Origin of the sequence: Levilactobacillus acidifarinae DSM 19394 = JCM 15949 (assembly GCF_001434835.1) — a bacterium.
GTDB classification, from domain to species: Bacteria; Bacillota; Bacilli; order Lactobacillales; family Lactobacillaceae; genus Levilactobacillus; species Levilactobacillus acidifarinae.
Genome location: NZ_AZDV01000005.1, coordinates 415,718 through 439,642 on the forward strand (window position 1 = coordinate 415,718; position 23,925 = coordinate 439,642).

Annotated in this window: 21 protein-coding genes; 17 read left to right on the top strand and 4 right to left on the bottom strand. The window is 53.7% G+C overall.

Going from position 1 to position 23,925, the window contains the following annotated elements; all coding sequences use genetic code 11:
- Positions 1 to 225: 225 nt before the first annotated feature.
- The 4 genes from FD25_RS04265 to FD25_RS04280 form a co-directional block, all read right to left on the bottom strand.
- A complete protein-coding gene (locus FD25_RS04265; protein ID WP_057801668.1) occupies positions 226 to 1,407 on the bottom strand; it encodes a MalY/PatB family protein in 1,182 nt (393 codons plus the stop codon).
- On the bottom strand, positions 1,400 to 2,254 hold the full coding sequence (locus tag FD25_RS04270; RefSeq protein WP_057801670.1) for a DUF3737 family protein: 855 nt from the start codon (positions 2,252 to 2,254) through the stop codon (positions 1,400 to 1,402). Before FD25_RS04270 ends, FD25_RS04265 begins: the two co-directional genes overlap by 8 nt.
- A gap of 413 nt (positions 2,255 to 2,667) precedes the next feature.
- On the bottom strand, positions 2,668 to 4,716 hold the full coding sequence (locus FD25_RS04275) for a hypothetical protein (protein ID WP_057801672.1): 2,049 nt from the start codon (positions 4,714 to 4,716) through the stop codon (positions 2,668 to 2,670).
- 11 nt (positions 4,717 to 4,727) lie between these two features.
- The gene (locus FD25_RS04280) at positions 4,728 to 5,747 is read right to left on the bottom strand and encodes a glycosyltransferase family 2 protein (protein ID WP_057801674.1); all 1,020 of its coding nucleotides are present in this window, start codon (positions 5,745 to 5,747) and stop codon (positions 4,728 to 4,730) included.
- 387 nt (positions 5,748 to 6,134) lie between these two features.
- Here FD25_RS04280 and FD25_RS04285 point away from each other — a divergent pair, with 387 nt between their 5' ends.
- From FD25_RS04285 to FD25_RS04365, 17 genes are all read left to right on the top strand, one after another.
- Positions 6,135 to 7,343, top strand: coding sequence for a GH25 family lysozyme (locus FD25_RS04285; protein WP_057801677.1), 1,209 nt, complete (start codon positions 6,135 to 6,137; stop codon positions 7,341 to 7,343).
- 21 nt (positions 7,344 to 7,364) lie between these two features.
- Positions 7,365 to 8,021, top strand: a complete 657-nt coding sequence (locus FD25_RS04290) for a hypothetical protein (RefSeq protein ID WP_057801679.1) — start codon at positions 7,365 to 7,367, stop codon at positions 8,019 to 8,021.
- Between the two features lie 336 nt (positions 8,022 to 8,357).
- A complete protein-coding gene (locus FD25_RS04295) occupies positions 8,358 to 9,710 on the top strand; it encodes a GH25 family lysozyme (RefSeq protein ID WP_057801682.1) in 1,353 nt (450 codons plus the stop codon).
- A gap of 15 nt (positions 9,711 to 9,725) precedes the next feature.
- On the top strand, positions 9,726 to 10,376 hold the full coding sequence (locus FD25_RS04300) for a hypothetical protein (protein ID WP_057801684.1): 651 nt from the start codon (positions 9,726 to 9,728) through the stop codon (positions 10,374 to 10,376).
- Between the two features lie 228 nt (positions 10,377 to 10,604).
- Entirely contained in the window at positions 10,605 to 11,834 is a 1,230-nt protein-coding gene (locus FD25_RS04305) for an AI-2E family transporter (protein WP_057801687.1), read from the top strand.
- 150 nt (positions 11,835 to 11,984) lie between these two features.
- Positions 11,985 to 12,209: a hypothetical protein gene (locus FD25_RS04310; protein ID WP_057801689.1), complete on the top strand. Its 225-nt coding sequence runs from the start codon at positions 11,985 to 11,987 to the stop codon at positions 12,207 to 12,209.
- Between the two features lie 11 nt (positions 12,210 to 12,220).
- Positions 12,221 to 12,433, top strand: coding sequence for a hypothetical protein (locus FD25_RS04315; RefSeq protein WP_057801691.1), 213 nt, complete (start codon positions 12,221 to 12,223; stop codon positions 12,431 to 12,433).
- Positions 12,434 to 12,542: 109 nt separating this feature from the next.
- Positions 12,543 to 14,015 (top strand): ABC transporter permease, encoded by a 1,473-nt coding sequence (locus tag FD25_RS04320; protein ID WP_057801694.1) that lies wholly within the window; start codon positions 12,543 to 12,545, stop codon positions 14,013 to 14,015.
- A gap of 11 nt (positions 14,016 to 14,026) precedes the next feature.
- The gene (locus FD25_RS04325; protein ID WP_057801696.1) at positions 14,027 to 14,686 is read left to right on the top strand and encodes an ABC transporter ATP-binding protein; all 660 of its coding nucleotides are present in this window, start codon (positions 14,027 to 14,029) and stop codon (positions 14,684 to 14,686) included.
- A 166-nt stretch (positions 14,687 to 14,852) separates the two neighbouring features.
- Positions 14,853 to 16,247 carry an FAD-binding oxidoreductase gene (locus FD25_RS04330; RefSeq protein ID WP_057801698.1) on the top strand — a complete coding sequence of 465 codons (1,395 nt, stop codon included), beginning with the start codon at positions 14,853 to 14,855 and terminating at the stop codon, positions 16,245 to 16,247.
- 304 nt (positions 16,248 to 16,551) lie between these two features.
- Positions 16,552 to 18,192, top strand: coding sequence for a glycoside hydrolase family 13 protein (locus FD25_RS04335; protein ID WP_057801700.1), 1,641 nt, complete (start codon positions 16,552 to 16,554; stop codon positions 18,190 to 18,192).
- 235 nt (positions 18,193 to 18,427) lie between these two features.
- Complete coding sequence (locus FD25_RS04340; RefSeq protein ID WP_057801702.1) at positions 18,428 to 18,898, top strand: MarR family winged helix-turn-helix transcriptional regulator; 471 nt, start codon at positions 18,428 to 18,430, stop codon at positions 18,896 to 18,898.
- Between the two features lie 330 nt (positions 18,899 to 19,228).
- A complete protein-coding gene (gene pnuC, locus FD25_RS04345) occupies positions 19,229 to 19,984 on the top strand; it encodes a nicotinamide riboside transporter PnuC (RefSeq protein ID WP_057801704.1) in 756 nt (251 codons plus the stop codon).
- Between the two features lie 101 nt (positions 19,985 to 20,085).
- Positions 20,086 to 21,003 (top strand): magnesium transporter CorA family protein, encoded by a 918-nt coding sequence (locus FD25_RS04350; RefSeq protein ID WP_057801706.1) that lies wholly within the window; start codon positions 20,086 to 20,088, stop codon positions 21,001 to 21,003.
- Positions 21,004 to 21,431: 428 nt separating this feature from the next.
- Positions 21,432 to 21,845: a MarR family winged helix-turn-helix transcriptional regulator gene (locus FD25_RS04355; protein ID WP_057801709.1), complete on the top strand. Its 414-nt coding sequence runs from the start codon at positions 21,432 to 21,434 to the stop codon at positions 21,843 to 21,845.
- 19 nt (positions 21,846 to 21,864) lie between these two features.
- Complete coding sequence (locus tag FD25_RS04360) at positions 21,865 to 23,280, top strand: DHA2 family efflux MFS transporter permease subunit (RefSeq protein ID WP_057801711.1); 1,416 nt, start codon at positions 21,865 to 21,867, stop codon at positions 23,278 to 23,280.
- Positions 23,281 to 23,477: 197 nt separating this feature from the next.
- Positions 23,478 to 23,900, top strand: a complete 423-nt coding sequence (locus FD25_RS04365; RefSeq protein WP_057801713.1) for a hypothetical protein — start codon at positions 23,478 to 23,480, stop codon at positions 23,898 to 23,900.
- Positions 23,901 to 23,925: the final 25 nt, after the last annotated feature.

Consider the following 23,925-nt stretch of genomic DNA (forward strand, 5'->3'; position numbering starts at 1 on the left):
ATTTGAAAATCGGCATAAATCCCGAATTGACGGCGACCGAAGCGAAAAGGGCTAAGAATATTGAAAATTGCGAATAATTTATCGCGGAATATTCCCGGCTAGGCATGGCTAAACTGGGAATACCAAAAGGCCCACGACGAGATTGTCGTGGGCCTAAGCAACGTTAAGTTGAGTCTAAGCTGACTGATTGTCGTTTCTCTACTGAGGCTGGCAGTGTTTCAGCGTTTAGTTCGCTTTCGCTTGAGCTTTAAACGCGTCAATGCCCTTTTCTAAGCGGTGCAGGCCGTCCTTGAGCCGTTCGGCCGGACAAGCCACGTTGATCCGAACGAAGTCGTGCCCGTCACCGCCGTAGACCGCCCCGGCCGTGATGAACAAACCGGTCTGAGCGCGGATAAAGTCACAGAGTGCGGTGGTGTCGTGCGTGACGTTGCGACAATCGATCCAGACCAGGTAGGTGGCGTGGCCTTCGATGACCTGGAGATCGGGCAGGTGTTTATTGATGAATTTAGTCAGCGTCTGTTTATTGGCGGTCACCTGAGCGTTCATACCGTGAACCCAGTCGGCTCCGGTGGTGTAGGCGGCGATGACGGCGGGGACGGCAAACGAATTGGGTTCGGCCAGTTCGTCGGTGTTGAGACCCCGGTCGACCACCTGGCGTAAAGCCTCGTTAGGAATGATGACCGTGGCAGCGTGTAAGGCCGCCACGTTGAAGGTCTTACTGGTGGACACGCAGGTGATGCTGTTTTGGGCGTTGACGTCGTTGACCGACGCGAACGGCGTGTAGGGATGGTCGGCGTCGGTGATGTCTCCGTGAATTTCATCGGAGAGGACCGTGACGTGGTTCGCCGCGGCTAATTCACCGATCTTAGCCAGTTCGTCTGCCGTCCAAACCTTGCCCACCGGGTTATGCGGATTACAGAGAATCATCATGGTGGTCAACGGCTCGGCCATTTTAGCGTTGAGGTCGTCCCAGTCGATGGCGTAGGTGCCATCCTGGTCGATCAGGTCGCTAGACAGAATGTGTCGGCCGTTATTCACGATGGAATTATAGAAGATGTTATAAACGGGCGCCTGAATCAGGACGTTGTCGCCAACGTTGCTGACGCGCCGGACCGCCGAAGAGATGGTGGGCACCACGCCGGTGGCAAAGCGCATCCAAGCGGTGTTGGGTGCCCAATTGTGTTCCGTGGCGTACCAGTGTTGCACGGCTTCAAAGTAGGCTTCGGGGACCTCTTCGTAACCGAAAATCCCCGTAGTGGCTTTGTCCTGAATGGCTTTGACGATGCCGGGAGCCGTTCGGAAATCCATATCGGCGACCCACATCGGGAGTTCGTTATCTTTGACGTCCCACTTGACGGAGTTGGTGTGGCGCCGGTCGATCATTTCGGAAAAATCAAAGTTAGTCATGGTTAGCCTCCTGGGTGGTAATGGTGGTTTTGGCGGGATCGATGGCCGGGTCGTCAAAGATGACTTGGCCAATGCTTGGCGCCGTGATGTGCCCGTTGACGGGATTCTTGACGCTATCAATCTGAGTGGTGATGGTGGCGTCGATATCCTTACAGTATTCGAAGGATAAGTCGGTGTTGATCAAGGCACTGTTGCGCATGGTCAACCCGTCGACGTAACACAGACCTTGGTCACTTTCCAACCAACAGTTGACGAAGGTGATGTTCTTGGTGTTCCAGGACAGGTATTCGCCGATGATGGTCGAATCGTAAATGGTCACGTTGTCACAGTTCCAAAAGGCATCGTGGGTGATAAACGTTGAGTTGTGGACTTCGATGTTCTTGCCCCCGTCAAAGGCGTAGTTCCCGGTGATTTTCAAGTCGTGGGCGACCACGTTATTGGTGTTCATCCCGAAGTAATCGCCGTTAGCGGTGACGTGGTCGAGCTGGACGTCGTCACACCACCAAAGGGTTTCGCCGGCGTCGGCGAAGTCCACGTTTTGAAGCTTCAGGTGTTGGGCGTGTCGGAAAGTTTTGGTTGCGCGCACCGTGGTGTTTTGCATGGTCAGGTTCTGGCTGTACCAGATCCCGGCATGGGCGTCGGGTTGCCAAGTGGTCTGGTCGACCGTGACGTGATGGGCGTACCATAACGGATACTTCCATTTAAAGATGGTGTGGTCGATGGCGAGATCGTGGGCGTGCTTGAGCGGGGACTCGCCGTCGTGAAACGTACTGTTGGTGATGTGGAGATCGTGTGCTTGAAATAAGGCGCGTTCTCCGGTAAATGACTGTTGGTTAAGTTCTTTCAATTAGGTTCGACTCCTTTGTCTGACTAGAATCTGCCTTAAAATACTGATCTGGAGGATTCAGCGCTTCCGGACCACTCAGAAATGGGCTGGAACGGAGTGGGTACGGCTTCAAGCCCCCAGATCAGGTCTTGAAGACCGACCTTTGTCTAGGCTGACGAAGAACGCCAGCCAACACTAGCCCGTTTCCCTCCTGAGCCCATTTCTGACTAGTCCTCCAGCTCATACGAGTTATAACCGCAACTAAACTGGATTCTGCTCAATTAAGAGGTATTGACTGGCTATTCAAATCAGTACTTGGATCTTAAGCCAGCTCTTGATAAATTCATTCTAAGCCCTTCGAGCGACTCGAAGGCAACCAATTTGTTTGCGGCGGTCATTATTTACCAGGACGCTATTTTTCAGCGGTCAACGAGTCAGGGCCACCAGAGCCGCCGGTAAACGGTGCCCACGCCTAGCGTCAACAGGGTGAGTCCCCCGGCAAAGAGGCCAAATTGGGGCCAGGAGAGGCCGGGCGCCGTGACGGACCGGGTAACGATGAATCGCAGGTAGTGGTCGGACTCACCGGTCAGGGGCTGAGCGATCAACGGAAAGTTAGCCGGTGCAACGACCAGGTGCAAGACGTGGTGGGCGTAGCGGTTGGTGACCGTGAGTTGGTAGGTGCCCGCCGGTTGTTGCGGTAACGTGACCCGTTTGAGGTCAGTCAAGGGCGTCGATTGCCAGACAGTGCGGCCGTGCTGGCGCAGGGTGGCCTGACCAATCCGCGTGCCGTTGGGGTCGATGAGGAGTCGGTTAAAGGCCACCGGGGCGGTGAAGGATTGAGTCAGGTGTTGGCCGGGATGGAGCGTGCGGCGGCTATCTTGGTAATAGCGGCCCTCATTTTGACTGACGACCTGGACCGTCTTGTCCAGTGGGCGCGTTAACGACCAACCACCGGTACCTAGCGCGGCAACTAATAAGAGCACCAGGCCGCCGGTCAACCGGCGCTGAACCACGGTGGGACGCGCGACCGGTAGGCGGTCCGGAACTCGCAAACCGACCGCCGTTCCCGCAAGGAGCAGTGGGAGGAGTGGCAGGGCGTAGCGTTCCTCGGTCTCCCAGAAGAGCACGTGAAAGGCCGTCAGTCCTAGGGCAAATAGTCCGCCGAGTAAAAAGCCGGGATGGAAGGTCTTTCGGCGCCACTGTTGCAAGCCCCATAGGAGGTTGACCAACAGTAACGCACAGTAACTGAGCTGAGCCCAGTTGGCCAGGAGCCATTCGGCGGTGGCACGGTGTTGGCGGTACCAGGTGGGCATCCGGGTGAAACTAGAATTGACCTGAAACGCGTCGAAGGTCCCGGTCGCTAAGAAGAGGCGGGCCTTTTTCCCCAGATGGTTTAGAATTCCCAGGGGGCCCAGTTGGTGCAGATAGGATTTAAGGTGGGCCGTTGCGAGGCGTTTTTTGGCCTGCGCGGTCGGGGCCTGGATCACGGGTTCGGCGTCGTAGCGGTTATAGTCCCCGTGAAAGGCGGGGTTGGCCCCCATGGCGATCCAACTGACGGCCGGTAAGGCTTTTTGCGGATCGCTGGTATACCCGGCGGCACGTTGGGCGACGTGGCTCCCGGCACTACCACCAATAAGGCAGAGCCCCAGCAAGGCGGTTAGGCCCAATTTAGCCCAGCCGGCGTGTGACCGAGCCACGGGGAGCAACCAGAGAATCAGGATCACCGCAATGACTAACACGATAAAGTTGGCTTTAAATAGGTAGGCCAATGTGAGGGGCAGACCTAACAGGACCCCGGTGCCCCACCACCGTTGCGGCGAGGTCGCGTGGCGTAAGCGGTCCATTAAGACCACCGTGAACAGGCCGGCCGGTAAGACCAGAATATCACTGTAGGTGTTGAGTCCGTAAGCGTAAAAGGGGACACAGGTTAGGGCCAAACCCAAAAAAGTGTTGGCCGCCCCGGGCCGCGTCTTGCGCAAATGGTGGGCCATTACGGCGAGGCCACAGTCCAACCAGGCAAATTGAATCAGGTTGAGCCAAACACCACTATCGATGCCAACCCACCGGCCGAGCCGGAGAAGTCCCGCTAATAAGAGGGTCAGGCTGACGTTGTTGGGGTAGGTTTGAAAGTAGGCGTTCCAGGTGGTGTCGTGGTGGAGTAAGTCGAGCGCCTGCTGGTGTACGAAATACAGATCGGCATGCGGGGTAGCGACCCAGTTGAGCGCCACGATCACTTGCAAGCCGATGAGCAGGCCCCATAAAAGCACGGTCTGCCACCGGGTTGACCGTTTCGTCCAGCGGCGCCAGAACCAACCGGCAATCCCCAGCGCGACCAAACTGGTGAGGACCAACAAGAGTGGTGGCCACCAGTTTTGATCAGCCCGATAGCCCACGGGAGCGAGGATCGCGAGGCCCCAAACGATGGCGAGACCTAGGGTGATCAAGCGCCCCAGACTAGTTGTTAAATGTTGCCGTAATTCCATGGCAAAGCTCCTTAATCCGACAAGGTGTGATCCAAGGACTGGGCGGCCGGTGTGGTGGCTGCCGCAAAGGCGTGCGAATAGGTGTCGGTTTGAATAATGAACCGGGGACGACGCTTGGTCTGGGTAAACGTCCGGCCCACGTATTCTCCGATGATGCTAATGGCAATGAGCTGGCAACCACCCAGGAACCATAATGAGGTCATGATGGACGACCAGCCGGTCACCACGGCCCCCCGAAGATGTTGGCTGACGATCCAAATAAACATGGCGATGGCGCCCACGCAAATGGCCGCCCCGGCCCACAATACGGCACGAATCGGGGCGATGGAGAACGAAAAAATACCGTCGAGCGCGAGTTTTAGCATCTTCTTTAAGGAATATTTGGATTGCCCGGCGAGTCGTGGTCGGCGTTTGTAATATAACTTGGTTGACGCAAAGCCAAGTTGGGGCACGATGCCCCGTAAGAAGGGATCATTTTCATGATACTCCAGTAGGGCGCTTAGTGCGCGGTGACTGAGTAGCCGAAAGTCGGCGTGATTGGGAATCAGGTGGACGCCCAGTTTGTTCATTAACCAGTAGAAACGTTCGGCGGTGGTGCGTTTAAACCAGGTGTCACTCGACCGGTCGTTCCGGACGCCGTAGACGACATCGAAGCCGTCGGCGGCTTGCTGGACCATGTTAGGAATCAAAAACGGGTTGTCCTGGAGATCTGCGTCGATGGTGATGGTCAGATCCGAATAGGGTGCGGCCGTCTGTAGACCGGCCATTAGCGCGGCTTCTTGGCCGAAGTTACGGCTAAATTGCAGGCCGGTAAAGTGATCACTGGTCGTTTGTAACTGACGAATGAGGTCCCATGTTTTGTCGTGACTGCCGTCGTCGACGAATAGAATTTTACTATCGGCCGTCACTTGTTGTTCGGTCATGAGTTGCGTCAGGATGGCGTCTAAAGTTTGGGCGCTGCTGGGTAAAACGGCTTCCTCGTTAAAGCACGGCACCACAAGGGTTAACCGTGGTAGTTTTTTATCAGACATAGTATTCCTCCCCTAAAAATAACCCTGGACCTTAGCAAGTTTCCCCCACAAGCTAAGGATACGCCTAAAGCATAAGCCGATTGATGAAAAATTGGGTGAGATTAGGCTTGAATTTTACTGTATCTTAGCGAAATTAACCTTCATAACTGCCCCCGTTAATCATGAGGACCCGATGATTTCTCAAAAGAAACGGGGACACCAAGCAACGATACTTACGCCGCTAAACCGTGTGAGGCCGGGGATGAAGCGTAACTAAACTGCAACGTTTTTGTCACCAAAGTCACATCTAAGGGACTACAGTGGACCATGAAACGGTCTGTCCGTGGAGTGGTGACGACCCCACCGGCAGTCATGAGAAGACTCAAAAGAATTTGGGGAGGCCTTTTGATGAGAAAAGTTTGGCATCAGACTTGGCAGAAACGCACCGCACAATTGGTAGCTTTACTCGGAGTTGCCGCAGGATTAGTCGGTGGTGGTCAAGTCGTCGCTCATGCCAGTTCGTTAGCGGTACCTGATATTTCCGAATGGCAAGGAAAGTTGCCAGCCGGGCAGGTCGCTAACCTGAAGAATCAGGTATCCTTCGTGATCAACCGACGGCAATACGGGGCCGGTTATCAGGACAAGGATGCGACTAATAACACGAATTTATACACGCAGTACGGCATTCCGTTTGGCGAATACGACTACGCGCGGTTTACCAGCGCGGCTAGTGCCAAACGAGAAGCCCAGACCTTTTATGCGCGGTCCAATAAAAACGCGCAGTTCTACGTTTTAGACTTTGAGGAAAACGATGTGACCGCGGGGAGTCCCAATAGCGCCGTACAGGCCTGGCTCAATGAGATGCGGTCGTTGACTAATAAGCACGTCATTTTTTATTCCTATCAGAGTTTTGCCACGACTTACGCGAATACGGCGCGGCAAAACTTCGACGCACAGTGGATTGCTAACTATTCGTACCAGCCGACGATTCCCATGGCGTTATGGCAATATACCGATCACAATTATCTAGCGGCGTTAAACGAATATACGGATAACAGTCGGGTGATCACGTCGGTTCATCCGGTCACCTGGTGGGCGGATGATAGCGTGGCGGCCGCGTTGACGCATGAGTCCACGCCGACGCCCAACCCAGCGCCGACCAATTCGACAACGGGGGCTGGTGCCACCAGTTCCACCACGCCAACGACCCCAACGACGCCTGTACGGGTAAGCTTTCAGAAGGGACAACGTGCTTATCTGCATCGAACCGCGGTTACCCTGACGGGGACGGCTATCGCTAAGCGGCATACTCAAAAACTGTATACGATCAGTCGGGTCAAGGCGAACGGCACGGCGGTCTACCTAAAGGGCTTAGGCCAGTGGGTCAAGACCAGTAGCGTGACCGGGTACTGGTCCGGCAGTCACCGCACCTTTAAGTTGACGCATAAACTCAACGTCTATGCCAACGCCAGCTTGACTCGCCGCACGGGAAGTTACTACGTGGCTGGCGATACGGTCACGGGTAAACTGGTCAAGGCGCCAAACGGGCGGTCTTACCGGCTCAAGACGAAGTTGGGTTACCTGACGGCTAACGTGAAAGATTTAACGGTCGCCTAAGCGGACGAGAGGAGTTTTATGATGTTCAATCAGTCTAAAAAAATTCTAGTTACGGCTGCGGCTAGCCTAGCGGTTCTAGCCACCTTAGGCTCGGGGACGCTACTGACCATGCACGCGGCTAACGGCGTCAGTGCGGTCAGCCAGACGGCTGCTCCCACTACGGCGACGGCGAACAGCACCCACCTGACGGCCACTAACGCGAGTGGGACCAAGCAGAATTACACGGTCAAGTACCACAATCAGGCCGGTCACACCGCGGCAACGTTTCAGAAGAAAACGCTGGGCAGTGCGACCGCGGCGGCCAATCAGGTTGCTTACTTCGGTCGGGGGACGGCCGGGCCTAGCGTCAAGTTGACGCACGGGACCCAGGCGGTGGTCCAGGGCACTATGGGCCACACCTACGTGCACTGGAACACGGGTCATTGGTCGGTCACGGCGGTTACCAGTAACGCCGACCAGTCGGGCACGCCAACCCAGTTCGCCAATCAGGTCAACGATCAACTGCAACAGCAGCATTTGCCGACGGCCGCTACGACCGGCGCGGTGACGGTCTACAGTCAAGCCAACGGCAGTTCGGCCCAAGCCGATACGGTCAAGTGGCAGACGGGTGACCAACTGTATGCAGTTAGTGGTCAAACCGTGGCCGGAACGGTTAAATTGGCGCAGGCTAGTGATTAGTCGGTACCAGTATGATAAATAATAGGGTGTTTAAACGGGCGTCAACGGGCAAATTATTGCCGGTTGACGCCCGTTTTTTTGCCCATACGCCGACTGGTTGAATCACCGAATTGTCCGGCAACTCGGCGGTTAAGACCCTAGCCGGTGGTCAATCAAACTGTAACGTTTGGTAACTGAACTGCAACTACCTTGTTACGACTTGCACACCTAACTTCGGTACAGTGAAGAAGATGAATCGTTGGGAGGTGAATCGGCGGGAGGAGCCGGTCGCAACGGGGAGTTTAGACCGTGACAATGTAGGAGTAGGGACCAAATACTTAGTAGGGAAGTGCCAACATGATTTTACAGCAGCAGGTTAGACGGCGATTGACGCAGGTGATAGCCTTATTCGGTGCCCTCACTGGGTTTGCGTGGAGCGGTCAGACGGTCGCCCACGCGAGCACCTTAGCGATTCCGGATATTTCGGAGTGGCAGGGAAATTTATCCGCCAGTCAGGTGGCTAATTTGAAGAGTCAAGTTTCCTTTGTTATCAATCGGCGGCAGTACGGATCTTCGTACCAAGATCTCTACGCGACCAATAACACAGCCTTGTACGTGAAGTACGGGATTCCGTTTGGCGAGTACGATTACGCGCGGTTCACCAGCGCCGCTAGCGCCAAGCAAGAGGCCAAGGATTTTTATAACCGGTCCAACAAAAACGCTAAGTTCTACGTGCTAGATTTTGAAGAAAACGACGTCACGTCGGGGACCACCAACGCCGCGGTTAAGGCCTGGTACGACGAGATGAGTGCGTTGACCAACAAGAAGCTGGTCTTCTATTCGTACCAATCGTTTGCGACGAGTTACGCCAACAGTGCGCGGCAGAACTTTGACGCGCAGTGGATCGCCAACTATTCATCGCAACCCACGATTTCTCTGGCGTTGTGGCAGTACACCGATCACAATTACCTGTCCGCGCTAAACGAATACACGGATAACAGCAAGGCCATTACCGCGGTTCACCCGGTTTCCTGGTGGACGGACGGGGTGACCACGGCATTGAGCCACACCACGACCTACGCTTACAGCAGTTATAAAAAGGGCCAGCATATTTATTTACATAACAATGCCACCCAATATGTCGACGGCACGGCGATTCCGGCGTCCGCACGACAGAAGTTTTATCAGATTAGTCAGGTCAAGAGTCTGACCCAGTCAAAGTCCAAACAGGCCCTGTACATTAGTGAGCTAGGAAAATGGGTGCTCGCGCAAGACGGGACCGGGTACTGGTTCGGTCAGCACGGGTTGTTTAAACTGAAACACAAACTCTACATTTACTCGGACGCGGCCCTGACCAAAAAGACCGGGAGTTACTACGTTTCCGGCGATCAGGTTGCCGGGAAGGTCGTTTCGGCCCCGAGCGGTAAGTCGTATCGGATCAAGACTAAGCTGGGCTACATCTCGGGTAACACGCAATATTCCGATCACGCTTACTACGAATCGTTGAACGCTAGCAAGCAACTGACCACCAAGAAAACGTTGTACGAATATACCGGTAGTGGGTTTAAGAAATCGCAACGGTCGACCAAGGTCGCTAAGGGGACCACGCTGACGGTCACGGCGGTCAAGAAACGCTCGACGGGCTCACGCTACTTTGTCTTAAGTAACGGACGCTACGTCACGGCGCTTCAAAACTACGTGCAAGAGTAAGGGGGTAATTTTGAAATGAATTCACGGACTAAAAAATTGATTTTAACGGCGGCCACCAGTTTGGCGGTGCTGGCGACGTTAGGGTCGGGGACTTACCTGACCATGCACGCGGCCAACGATGTTAGTACGGTCAGCCAGACGGCAGCGCCGAAGACGGCCACGGCGGATAGCGCCAAGCTCACGGCGACTAGTACCAGCGGCACGAAAAATAATTACAAGGTGACCTATACGGATCAGGGTGGCGACCAAAGTGCGACCTTCCAGAAGAAAACGCTGGGGAATTCGCAGACGGCCACGGATGAAGTGGACTACGTGGGCCAGGCCAACGGGGCCAACGTGAAGCTGACTAAGCACACGACGGCGGTGGCTCAGGGCACCATGGGGCACACCTACGTGCACTGGACGACGGGCAAGTGGTCGGTGACGGCGGTCACGGATAACGCTGATACCAGTGGGACCCCCGCCCAATTTGCCAAACAGGTTAATGCGCAACTGAAGCAGGCGAGTCTCCCAGACACGACCAAGACGGGGGCGGTGACGGTGTACAGTGGTACGGAAAATGCGCAGGCTAACACGGTCAAGTGGCAATCCGGTAAGCACCTGTACGCGGTCAACGGTACCACGGCGGCCGAGACGGTTAAGTTGGCGCAGAAGAGCGCACAATAGTCGGGATTTAAGGCATCAGTTAGTGAACTAAGCGCTCCTGAATCAGTTGGCAATGGACTGAAATAAAGGGTAATCCGGGCAACTGAGTTTCCAGGAAGAATCAGGTCGATCACCGCGAGCAACCAGTGCGGCGACCGGCTTTTTTCGTGTTTTGGAGGTTTAAGACTAGTCAAGCCTAGGCTCAGGCCGTAAACTAGGGGTATTGAAATTTAGCAGGGGGAATGACCTTTGAATAAATGGCGCCAACCCGAATCGGGCTTTTCCTGGTTCTACCAACGATTTTTAAATAACCACATTACCATTTTATTGTTGAACATCTTTCTTTTCTTATTGGTGGTCCACGAAGTCGTCCAAAACGGGAGTTTGTTGAATCCGGTTTGGCGGTTCATCGGCATCGCCGCCCCCGCAATCATTGTGGCGGGAATCTTGTTCTACGTGTTGGACCCGTTCGTCCACCTGATGGAACGACGACTACATATCAAAGAGGGACTAGCCATCACGATTGCGTTAGTCCTCACCATTGCGGTCCTGGTCTTGATCTTCTTAAACCTGATTCCGTTTCTGACCCGCCAGACCGCCAGCATGATTGGCTCGTTACCCCAATTTGCCAACGATATTATGCATCAGCTCAACCACGCTAACCAGCAACATCACTGGTTGACTAACGCCAACTTAGACGAGATCAACCAGCGGGTCACCACCTACTTCTCTAAGCGTGGCTGGAACCTGTTGACCGGAACGTTAAGCTCGCTGGGCAACGTGGTGACCACGGTCAGTGACTGGATCATCACGCTGATTACCGCGCCACTGGTCCTGTTCTTCATGTTAAAGGACGGGAGCCACTTTCCGAAATTTATCAGTCGGGTGGTGCCAACGGCCTACCGTGACCGGTTTATCGTGATGCTCGACCAGATGAACGTCAAGGTTAGCTCCTACATTCGCGGTCAACTGACCGTGGCGCTGTGCGTGTTGATCATCTTCACCACCGGTTATTCGATTATCGGTCTGAAGTACGCGCTGTTACTAGGGGTCATTGCCGGACCGTTGAACCTGATCCCGTACTTTGGGTCGGCCATTGCCTTACTGCCTGCCCTGATCATCGGGGCGATTACCAGCCCATCGATGTTACTGGGGGTCGTGATCGTTTACCTGGTCGAATGGGTCTTGGAGACGCAGGTCCTGTCACCACTGATTATGGGGAACAGCCTGGAAATGCACCCGATCACCATCGTCTTTGTTTTGTTGGCGGCTGGTAAAATGTTCGGGCTGACCGGGGTGATCTTAGGGGTGCCCGGATTCGCCGTGCTGAAGGTCTTCGTCATCACCACCTTCCATTGGTACCAGGAATATTCTGCGTTGTACCCGGACGTCTTGCCGGACGATGAGGCGCTCACCACGCCCGTGACGCCAACCGCGGCGACTGTCAAGGAAACCCCACCCACTAAGCCTTCGAAATAACTTAAACTTGCTCATCGTTGTTGTGACGGTGAGCTTTTTTAGTACCTTAGGGGCTGGTCGATTGGATTGCCAAACCACTTAGTCTCATAATTGCACGCTGAAACGGGCCGCCGTGCTATCCTGAAGAAAAAGTTGTGGAGGGAAATGATGATGGGACAGATGATGGTGATTTGGCGGTGGTTAGGGGGCCTTTTGTTATTGGCTTCCGGCGTCTTAGGGGTGTTGGTCAAACCGGCGTTTGTGACTTTTTCTGTGGGTCCACGGGGCATCTTCATTGACGGGTCGACGGCAACCCTTTGCCTGGTTTTGGGCGGCGGGGCGTTGGGGTACTCGATTTACCTGGGGCACCAACTGAAGCGAAAAACGAGAAAGTAGGAGGCAGACTTATGCGACAAGCACTTCATTGGTTAACGGTCATCTGGTTGTTGGACGCGTTAGTCCTGTGGTGGTTTAGCGACCAGCCGTTCTTTCGGGTGGTGACAACGACACAAGGTCGGCAGTTATCCGGGTCCGTGGCGACGTTTTTTCTCGGCCTCAGCTTGATTTGTCTGATTTGGTCGGGGTGGCTGCACTGGCATCATCCGGTGTCCAAGTCTTAACCCTTTATTAACGGTCACAATCATTTTTAGTTAGTGATAAGCCCCATTTGCTATAACCGTAACATGGCTTTTGACGACTCCTGTCAAAAAGTGAATGGAGGCGACCCAAGTGAATTTTTGTAAACGAGCCTGGCTAAATGTCTGGGCTAAGAAGGGCCGCTCGGTACTCTTGATTCTGGTATCGGCGGCCATCCTGATGTTCGTGCTAGCCGGGTTATTGATCCGCAGCGCGGCCATTAAGGCGACCAATCAGGCGAAGGCCGATGTGGGGGCCACAGTGACGTTGTCGGCCAACCGGCAAGCGGCGTTTAAACAAATGCGCCAGAGCAGCAGTTCGTCGAGTTCCAAGAGCAGTCGCCCGAAATTGACGTTAACGCCCGTGAAGTTGAGCGACGCGACCAAAATTGCGCAGCTCAGCAACGTCGGGAGTTATAACGTTACCAGTACCACCTCGGCTAACGCGAAATCCTACGATACGGTCTCAACCAGTACCGGGATGGGCGGCAGTAGCAGTGGCGGTCCCGGGGGAATGAAGTCCGGCAGTAGTAGTTCCGGTGATACCCAGATCGACGGGGTCACGGCCACGAGCCTGACCAGCGATTTTAGCGACAAGCAAAGTAAAATCGTAAAGGGTCGGGGCATCACCACCAGTGATAAGAATACCAACCACGTGGTGATCGAAAAGGAACTGGCTAGCCAGAACAACTTAAGCGTGGGCGATACCATGACCTTTAAACAGACTACGGGCAGTAAAACCACGGTCAAGGTCAAGGTTGTCGGCATTTACAAGGCCAGTTCCAGCAGCTCCAGTACGGCTGGGCCGATGAGTACCGACCCGTCGAACACGGTCTACACGTCTTATACCTTGGCCAACAGCATTAAGGGCAGTAAGTACGCGGGTACGGCGGATTCCGTGACCTTTAACGTTACCAACCCCAGCAAGGTCAGTAGTGTGAAGACGGCCGGCAACAAGTTGATCAGTTCTAGCAAGTATTCGTTGAGTACCGACGATGCTAGTTACCAGACGGTCAAGGCCTCCATGAGTAGTGTGGAAAGTTTCGCCAACAAGATTGTTTGGTTGGTGGCGATTGCCGGGACCATCATCTTAGCGCTGATTGTGATTCTGATGATTCGCGAACGGCGCTTTGAAATTGGCGTCTTACTCTCCTTGGGTGAGGCCCGGTGGAAGATTGTGGCGCAGTTCTTCACCGAAATGGTGATGGTCTTAGTCGTTGCCTTAGCCATTGCGGGCGTTGGGGGCAAGTTTGTTGGGAACCAGTTGGGCAGTCAGTTGGTCTCACAAACGGCCACGACCACGCAAACCACCAGTAGTACCACGTCTAATCAACCGGGTGGCAGTAGTCAAGGTGGCGGCGGTCAGCCGGGTGGTCAGGGCCAAAATGGTGGTCCGGGTCGCACGACGAACAGCACGAAACAGGCCAACACCAAGCTGGCGATTACCGTGAGCGCGGTAGACTTAGCCGAATTAGGTGGGTTTGGGTTAGCGATTACCTTCCTATCGATTATGATTGCGTCGGGCGGGATTCTACGACTTGAACCACGGAAAGTACTGATTTCCTAAGGAGGCAGACCATGTTAAAAACCAAAGATTTAAGCTACTGGTATCAGGATGCCAGCCAACCCCTGTTTAAAGAGGTAAACCTCGAGTTCGAGGCGGGTCAGTCCTACGCCATCCTGGGCCACAGTGGGACCGGGAAGACGACCTTTCTCTCGTTGATCGCCGGGCTGGATCACCCCAAGGACGGTGAAATTCTGTTAGGGGACCGGTCCCTAAAGCAGATTGGCTTGACCAACTACCGCCGCCATGACGTGGCGATTGTCTTTCAGGCCTACAACCTGTTTGCCTACATGTCCCCGTTGGATAACTTGCTAACGGCCATGGCGATTACCGGTGCCGAGCACGCGGGCGACAAGGCCTATGCCAGCCAGATTCTCCGGGACCTAGGCATTGGCGACGACCTCATCACGCGCAACGTGCAACACCTCTCCGGGGGCCAGCAACAACGGGTGGCGATTGCCCGCACCATGGCGTGTGACGCCAAACTGGTGGTGGCCGATGAACCCACCGGAAACCTGGACGAAGACAACACCCATGCGGTGATCGCCCAGTTCCAAAAAATCGCCCACGAGCAGCAGAAATGCGTCATCATCGTGACGCACGAACCGGACGTGGCCGCGCAGTGTGACCATCAGTACCGGTTGGAAAATAAACAATTTACGCAATTAGCTTAAGGTTAAGGGACGTCCTCGATGTGAGGACGTCCTTTTCGGCTACTAAGCCTGTAACCGCAAGCTTTCAATTGGTCTGACCCAAAGATAAAAATTCTAGCGCTTACAAAAGATTAGCTCTATAATAACCGCAAGTTTAAATTTAATCTAAATGAAGAAGGCAGATATGATGACAGTTTTTAGTGCGTATTCTGATGACGACATCTTGGCCGACTTAACCGCGCAGGTCAAGGATGGCACCGTCTCAACGGATGCTCAAACGTTGAAAAAGCAATCCTTTAACCCCAACGCGTCCGGGGGCGAAAGCGGATTAGCCCGGGCGTTCGTCGAGGTGCAAAGCGTCGCGGACATTCAGGGCGTCTTGGCCGTGGCGCGTAAGTACCACATCCCGGTGGTGCCGCAAACAACGGCCACCAGTACCGTGGTCGGTTCCGACGGGATCGCCGGGGCCATCATTCTGTCGACGCGAAAGCTGAACCAGATTCTGGAAATCAGCAAGGAAGATTCCGTGGCCGTGGTTCAACCCGGCGTGATTAATGGTGATTTGGACCAGGAAGCCCGCAAACAAGGTTTATTCTACGCACCAGATCCCGGTTCCAAACTATTCTCCTCAATTGGGGGCAACGTATCGACCAACGCCGGTGGGATGAGTACTGTGCGCTACGGGGCCACCAAGGATAACGTGCTGGGGCTAAAGGCCGTCTTAGCGGACGGTCGCACCGTCACGTTGGGTGGACGCACCCTGAAGCAGGCCTTTGGGTACGATTTGACCCAGTTGTTTGTCGGCTCCGAAGGCACCTTGGGCATCGTCTACGAAGTGACGGTCAAGTTAATGCCGATTCCCTTGGGTAAATCGATCATGGGGCTGGCCTTCTTCGAGGACATGGCGGCGCTAGCTAAGGGCGTCACCGCGATTCGCATGTCCGGAGTTTACCCGACCATGCTAGAAGCCTTGGATGGCAATACCGTGATTGCCCTGGATAAGTACGAGAAGACCCACTACGCCGAGAATAGTGGTGCCATGTTGATCTTCCGGTTGGACGGCAGTAGCGACGAGAACGTCCAAGTGTTGGAAGACCTGTTGGCTAAATATCACGGTCAGCACGTTCAAGTGACGGCTGACGCCGACGAACAGGCCAAGCTAGAACAACTGCGTCGCGACATGTTACCGGCCGTCTTTGCGGGCCAAAACCACCTCATGGAAGACATGGCCATGCCGTTATCCCAGTTAGCGCCGATGATGGACTACATCCAAGCCGTGGGGCGGGACTTAGGGATTAAGATCTACACCGCCGGGCATGCGGGTGACGGCAACGTTCACCCGAGCTTCGTGTGGCCGGAAGACCAGCCCGAGGTGCCGGCGGCCGTACTGGAAGCTTTACGGCGGGTCTTCCGCAAGACCCTGGAACTGGGCGGCACCATCTCCGGCGAGCACGCCGTGGGGATGATGAAGAACCAGTGGAACAATCCCGAATTGGGTGAAAACGTGGACTACCTGCAACACCAGATTAAGACGTTGTTCGACCCGATGAATCTCTTGAATCCGAAGCGTAAGATTAACTAATCTTAGTCAGCGAAAGCCCGTTAGCCGTGGTGTCACGGTTAACGGGTTTTTTCATGGCTGAGTGGTATAACTAATTATTCCGATGATATAAGATAAATAATTCTGATTTTTAATAATTTTCCCTAAAAACCCTAGACGGACAGAATTGGGTGGCGTATTATCAAAAATTGAAGGCCCACCATAAAATCGGACAATCCAGCGGACAAACGTGGCGATTAAAGTTACAATTGAAAGCAAATGCAACTGAACGCAAACGGCGAAACAACCGGTTGCGAATCCAACAGTCCACGAAAGGAAGATGGCCATGACCGATGCGCAACAATGGTGGCGCCAAGCCGTAGGATATCAGATTTACCCGCAAAGTTTTTTTGATAGTAATCACGACGGCGTGGGGGACCTCCCCGGCGTCCAAGCTAAGATTAACTATCTTAAAGATTTGGGGGTTGATTTCGTCTGGTTGGCGTCCTTTTATCCGTCCGGTCACGTGGATAGTGGTTACGACGTCACGGATTATTGTGGCGTTGACCCGCAGTTTGGAACGTTGGCCGACTTTGAGGCGTTGGTGGCGGCTTTGCACGCCGCCGATATTAAGGTGGTAATCGACCTAGCCTTAAATCATACGTCGGATCAACACCCGTGGTTTCAGGCCGCGCAAAAGAGTCGGACCAACCCGTACCACGATTATTACATTTGGCAACCCGCCGATGGCCAAACGCCGCCGAATAATTGGCAATCCGTGTTTGGCGACTCGGCCTGGCAGTACAATCCGGCGACCCACGAAGCCTACCTTCACTCGTTCGCCACGGCCCAACCAGATTTGAATTGGGATAACCCGCAGGTTCAACGAGAAATGGCCCGGGTAATCCAGTGGTGGGCCGACCGCCACGTGGACGGGTTTCGGTTAGACGGCGTGACGCATTTGAAGAAACGGGCCGACTTTGCCGACGTGACGGCTCCTCGCACGGGTTATTATCAGGACCTGGCGGGCGTGGCCCCCTACTTAGCGGCTTTACGGCCGACCCTGACGAAAAATCACCTCTTAACGATTGGGGAGGCCGGGGGCGTCGATATGGCGACGGCCGAACAGTGGTTAGATTCGGAAACGGGATTTTTCGACCTGCTACTCGAATTTGACCACGTACATTTCTGGGAGATGGCGGAACCCAAGCTACCGGTGGCCGCGTTACGGGCGAACCTGACCAAGTGGCAGGTCGCCTTGGAAGGCCACGGGTGGAGTGCGTTATTCATTGAAAATCACGATTTACCCCGGGCCGTTTCTTATTACGGTGACGCGACCGACTACCCCCGGCGATCCGCGCAGGCCCTGGGCATGTGGTACATGTTGATGAAGGGGACCCCGTTTATCTACCAGGGGCAGGAGTTGGGCCTAACCAACGCCGAATTCACCAGGATCGAGCAATATCGCGATTTGGATAGCTGTAACTATTACCACCGGCAACTCGCCGCCGGGATGCCGGTTGCTCGGACGCTGCAACAACTGGCGGCCAAGAGTCGGGATAACGCCCGAACGCCGATTCCGTGGACCGGTAAGACGTACGGGGGCTTCTCGACGACCAGTCCGTGGATTGACATGGGACCGGACGTGGCGCACCGTAACGTGGAACGGGAAAGTCACGATCCACTTTCGGTCTTAACGTTCTACCAGCAACTGATTCGGGTGAAAAAGACCGTGCCCGCGTTACAAATCGGCCGGTATGAATTAATCGATACTTACGATGATCAATTATACGTTTATCGCCGAACATACAATGGTGACAACTGGCTGGTAATGGTCAATATGAGCAGTCAGATTGCGACGACTCAGGAATTTGATTTGACCGCCAGCGAATTAATTTTAACTAATTTATTGGTTGATTCGGACTCAGATGCCCAGCAGATACAGCCGTGGGAAGCACGCCTGTATCACTTGCGGCAATTAGAATAGGCTTAAATCGGGAAAATCCGCCGTTCGGGTGAATTTTCCCGTTTCTTACGGGTGAAAAAGGTTTACGATATCACTTTTATACGGAATTTAAGGGTCTGACCCTTGCTTTTTACTTGAATGTTCTTTATTATCAATTGTATAGATAATTTTATGGGGTTGTAAATTATTTAATCATTAATCGGCCATGTTCATCGTTGGACCCCTGACCGATACGTGGAGATAAGGATCTGATACAATGGCAGAGAGTAAGACTGTACATGCAGAAAGTTTTTTTGAAGCCTACATGGCTTTGAAGCGTGAGCTGGAAAAGTCAGCCACGCGGTTCCAACGAATGACGGGGATTTCGGTGGACCAATTCGCAATACTACACCAAATTTTAGAACAACCGGGTAAACTGACCTCCGCTACGGTAGCGGATAGCCGGGGAATCTCGCGGGCGGCCGTTTCACGGGGAATTTCCCAACTGATTCGGCGCGGTTACGTGGTGCAAAGTTACGAATCGACCGACCGTCGCGTGCGGCCCTTATCGTTAACGGCGAGTGGCGAACAGCTGGAAATCGATTGTTACAAGGTGTTACAATCGGCGACTAAGTTGATGAGCAGCGTGCCGTTAAATGATAGTGGCAGCCCGTTAACCATGGGTCAATTGACGCAAATGCTGGCGGCCGTGACGGCACGGGGCGCAGCGGATGCCCAACAAAAGTAACTTCGTATAAGTAAAACGTTATACACAAATTAGTAGTCTTCCTTATGGGGGGCTATTTTTTTATCGCGTGAACACCCCACATCGCTGATTATGTGAGATTGTTTAACCATTAAGAAGTGTGTTTCACGGCGGACAACGGGATATGGCAGCGTTTTCTGAGAAAATTGTGGCATGAAACAATTTTCAAAACGGTCTGGTCAGCGTAAATTTTCATGCTATAATCATAAACGTTGTCCAAAACACAGCACACAACATATTGTGTTTATTTCTAAATTCATCCGGATGAAATACCACATGTGGCGAACTAAACGATGAGGGAGCGTTTTTCGCATGCAACATTATTTTCAATTTTTGGCCCACCAATTAAAGGGTTGGCCCCAACAGAACTATTACTTATTCTTCTTTAGCCTGGGTTGCCAGGTCATGACGCTAGTCGGGCAGGCCATCACGCCGCTGACCATCTTGACCTTTATCGGGACCACGCTAGGCGTCTTGTGTGTCTTGGCCATTAACGCGGCCAAGTCCGTTAACGGCGTCCTGGGGGTCCTGTCGGCAATTTGTTTTATCATTACCGGCTACGCAGCGAAAAACTATCTCAGTATCTTTGAACAACTGGCCTACGTGGCGACGTTAGATATCCCCGTCTTGATCAGTGCCAATTGGAACGTCAATATGGCCGCTAAGATTCGCCGGTTTACCGGGCGGAGTTGGGTGATTGCCCTGACCGCCACGCTGGTGATCTATTTGATTTCCGGTTGGGGCATCGGGGCCTTTACCGATGATCCGCGGCCGTGGGTCGATGCCATCAGTTTTGCCATCAGCCTGACCGCCGGCGTCATCTGCTTCTTGCGGTTTAACAACCAGTACGTCTGGTGGATTGCCTCGGGCCTCGCGCAAATGGTCCTGTGGTTTATCTCCTTCCGGCAAGGTTCGGCCACCCTGGCCATGTTCATCAACAGTTCCATCTACTTGATCAACGACGTCTTGGCCTTCACGGTCTCACCGTGGTACAACGAAAAGGAACGTCACCGCGTCATGGCGCAAGAAGCGGCCTACGCGGGGCAGCTTACCCAAGAAACCAATTAAATTTTGGCGAAAGTGGTGCGGTTTTAGTGACCGGCACCACTTTTTTGATGCGCGCGTGGTACACTAAAAACATTATGATGGAAAAAAAGGGGGACGCGGGCATGATTGTCGAACGTCAATTGGGGACCGATGACCAGGAGCTGGTCTGGGTCGAATCACTAGTGGAAGCGGATAACGATCGGCAAAAGCTGCAACAATCTTACGGGCTAACCGAAGAGATTTTGACCTACGTGACCGATGAAAACGAACGGTCCCACTATGACCGAGACGAGTACTTAAACACCCAATTGTTCGTCTTACACGTGCCCGTGGTGATCGATGAGGTCGCCCAGCGGTCGATTACCCGACCGATTACGTTGTTGCTGAAGGGCAACCGGGTCTTTACGTTTACCACTAAGCGGACGCAGTGGGTCAACGAATTATTGGAGGATAAGCTGAAACGCGAGACCATCACGGATACCAACCAGTTCGTGTTGATCAGTTTCTTCATTCTGTTTGATCAGTTCATCGGTCCGATTCGCCGGATCAACGCGGAGCAGAACCGCTTGGACCGCCAACTGAACCAGTCCCCCGACAATAAGGACCTGATTGCGTTGTCCAACCTGCAACAGAGCCTGGCGTATTTCGTCAGCGCCACGCGGAACAACACCATGATGGTGATCAACCTGGACAACACGCCGTTTGGCAAACAGCTCTCGGATAAGAACCGCGAGCTCCTGATGGATGCCGTGATCGAAGCCCGGCAGACCTCCGAAATGACGGCCACCGAGGCCGACGTCGTGGACCGCATCTCGAGTACCTTTAACAACGTCTTGAACAATAACCTGAACGACACCATGAAGTTCTTAACCATTTGGTCGTTGGTGCTGACGATCCCCACAATTGTGACCGGCTTTTACGGCATGAACGTCAAGTTGCCGATTGCCAACAGTCCCATTTCGTGGATCTTTACGATTGCGATTACTGTGGGGTTCATGGTGGGAATTGCCCAGTATCTGCGCCACCGGCACTTCTGGTAAAACGGATGGTCCATCTAAAGCTTGTCTTAAAAGACTAATCTGGAGGATTCAGCGCTTCCAGGCCAGTCAGAAATGGGCTGGAACGGAGTGGGCACGGCTTCAAGCCCCCAGAGCAGGTCTTGAAGACCGACCTTTGTCTAGGCCGGCAAAGAACGTCGGCCTAGACAAATCTCACTCCTGAGCTCATTTCTGACTGGCCCTCCAGCTTATACGAAACTACAACAATCAAACTAAATTCTTTTCAACTAAGAGGTAATAAATGGTTATTTAAATTAGTGTTTGGGTTTTAAGGCAGGCCCTAATTTCTTTAGAATTGCTGGTACAACTACCAGCAATTTTTTTATGGAATCTTTGGGTAATTCCCGTTGTATTTTCAGTAAATTGGCCTATAATTGTTAGTCGACTAACAAAATAAGGAGATGGGCAGCATGGACCCTCGATTGGGTGGCCTCTTGCGGGATGCGACGAATCAGATGACGCAAGAGCTCAATAATTTCGCCCGCCCGTACGGGTTGACCGGCATGCAAATGTCGGTGATCGATTACCTGGCGCGGCGGGGGGCGACCACGACTTATCAGGTCGACGTCGAACACGAATTTGAAATTCAGCGCTCGACGGCGTCCTTATTGGTCCGGCGGATGGTTGACCGGGAGCTGGTGACGCGGGTGGTCGCAGCCAGCGATAGTCGTAAACGGCAACTGCAACTCACAACAAAGGGGCGAAAATTGGTACCCGTGATTACGGCGCACTTAGACCAGCAGGACCAAAAGATGGTCGCCGGGTTATCCCCGGAAGTGGCCGCCGGTTTTCGCCAAGCACTCCAAAAGATTAAGCAGTGGTAATTCAGAAAGGACGTCTTTCATGGCAACATCGCAAGTAAAATCTGATCATATCGAGCCCCGCGTCATCGGGGCGGTTTTGGCAACCGGCCTGATGTCGTTAAGCGGGGTCATCGTGGAAACGGCAATGAACATTACGTTTCCGACCTTAATGGCCCAATTTCACATCACCACCGGCACGGTCCAGTGGATGACCACCCTCTACTTATTAATCGTGGCCTGCATCGTACCAATTTCTTCCTATCTCAAACGCCGGTTTCCCATGAAGCGGCTCTTCATCACGGCCAACCTACTCTTTATTACCGGTATCGTCATTGACGGGGTAGCGCCGACCTTCCCCATCTTATTAGCCGGTCGGGCGATTCAAGGGTTTGGGACCGGGATCGCGTTGCCCTTGATGTTTAACATCATCTTAGAACAGGTCCCGTTGAGCCGCATCGGTCTCATGACCGGGATCGGCACGCTGGTCACCGCCATTGGTCCGGCAATTGGGCCGACCTACGGGGGAATTCTGGTGACCGCGCTGAACTGGCGCTATATCTTCTGGATTCTAGTCCCGTTTTTGGTGGCGTCGTTTTTCGTGGGGATTAAAACCATTCGCCAAGTGACGCCGACCGCCCCGGAAACCTTTGATTGGCCCAGCATGGTGGGCATCATCGTGACCTTTGGCGGTCTGATCTACGGGTTTAGCGCCGTTGGCCAGCACGCCTGGTTCAGTCTTTCCGTGACGGGCTCGCTGGTCTTGGGGCTGGTGGGGCTGATCTACTTCAGTCACCGCTCGCTGCACCTAGAGACGCCATTGATTCACCTGCAATCCCTACAAAACAAGGCCTTTAGCGGTCACCTTTTAGCGTTTTTCCTGATTCAAATTGCGTCGTTAGGTCTGTCGTTCATCCTGCCGAACTACCTGCAATTGGTCGACCAGCGCACGGCCTTTCTGGCGGGCTTGATCGTGCTACCGGGAGCCGTGGTGGGCGCCTGTTTTGCCCCGGTTGGGGGTCAGATTCTGGATCACTTCGGGGCTAAACGCCCGATTCTCTTGGGGCTAGGGTTAGCGGTACTGGCGTTACTCAGCATGACGCTGTTGGCCCGTCACCTGAGTGCCTGGATGATTCTCAGCCTGTACGTCGTCTACATGGTGGGGATCGGTCTGGGCTTTGGCAACATGATGACCAGTGGTCTCAAACACCTGTCAGCGGACCTCAAGGCCGACGGCAACGCCTTGATGAACTCGCTGCAACAGTTTTCCGGGGCCGTGGGGACGGCGCTAGTCTCGGCCATTATTGCGGCCAGCCAGGCCGTTGCTGGGTCGACCACAGCCATCAAGACGGCCAGCGGGTCCCAAGTGGCCCTCTTGGTACTGGTGGTGACCAGCGCGGTTGCCTGGGTTACCATGCTGTGGGCGTTACCCCAGCACGGGAACTTTACGAAAAAATAATCTGGTCATTTAGGTTAAATTTGGTAATGGTTTTCATTGTTGATGAAACGATAAAGAAACCCGTTACAGCCCGGTGGGTTAGTACTGCCGGTGTCTTAACCATAGGAGGGCCGGTGGTGTTCAGGAAAGGCTTTCACGTGCTAAACTTACACTCAATTTAGAGGGACTAACTTCCCCCATAAATCGAGGTGATCACGATGAAATTTGATTGGCGGTATGCATTTCACGCTTTCTGGCTCTATTTGACCTTCATGATCCTGTTTAGCACAGCCTACTACTTCAACCAGGGGCATTCCTTACGAATGGCCTTGGGGACCATCGTGGCCCTCTTGGTTGTGGACGGTTTGTTCACGCGGAACTACCCGTACTTCAACCGAGTTAACCGCCAGGGGGCACTGGCATTGATTGACATCGCCTTTTTTGCCCTATTAGGGTTATTGGCGATGAACTTTAATCCGGATTGGCCGCAAGCCATCTGGAACGCCATGAGTTTCTTTCTGGCCGGCATGGGCGGCACCGTTGACGGGTGCATGGCTCATCACACCAGGATCTTACCTTACCAGACCCGCCGCGACTTGATTCGCAAGGCGGAGATCCAAGGTAAGCCCATCGAACGGTAGAGGACCGAATGTGGCCTGTCTGACA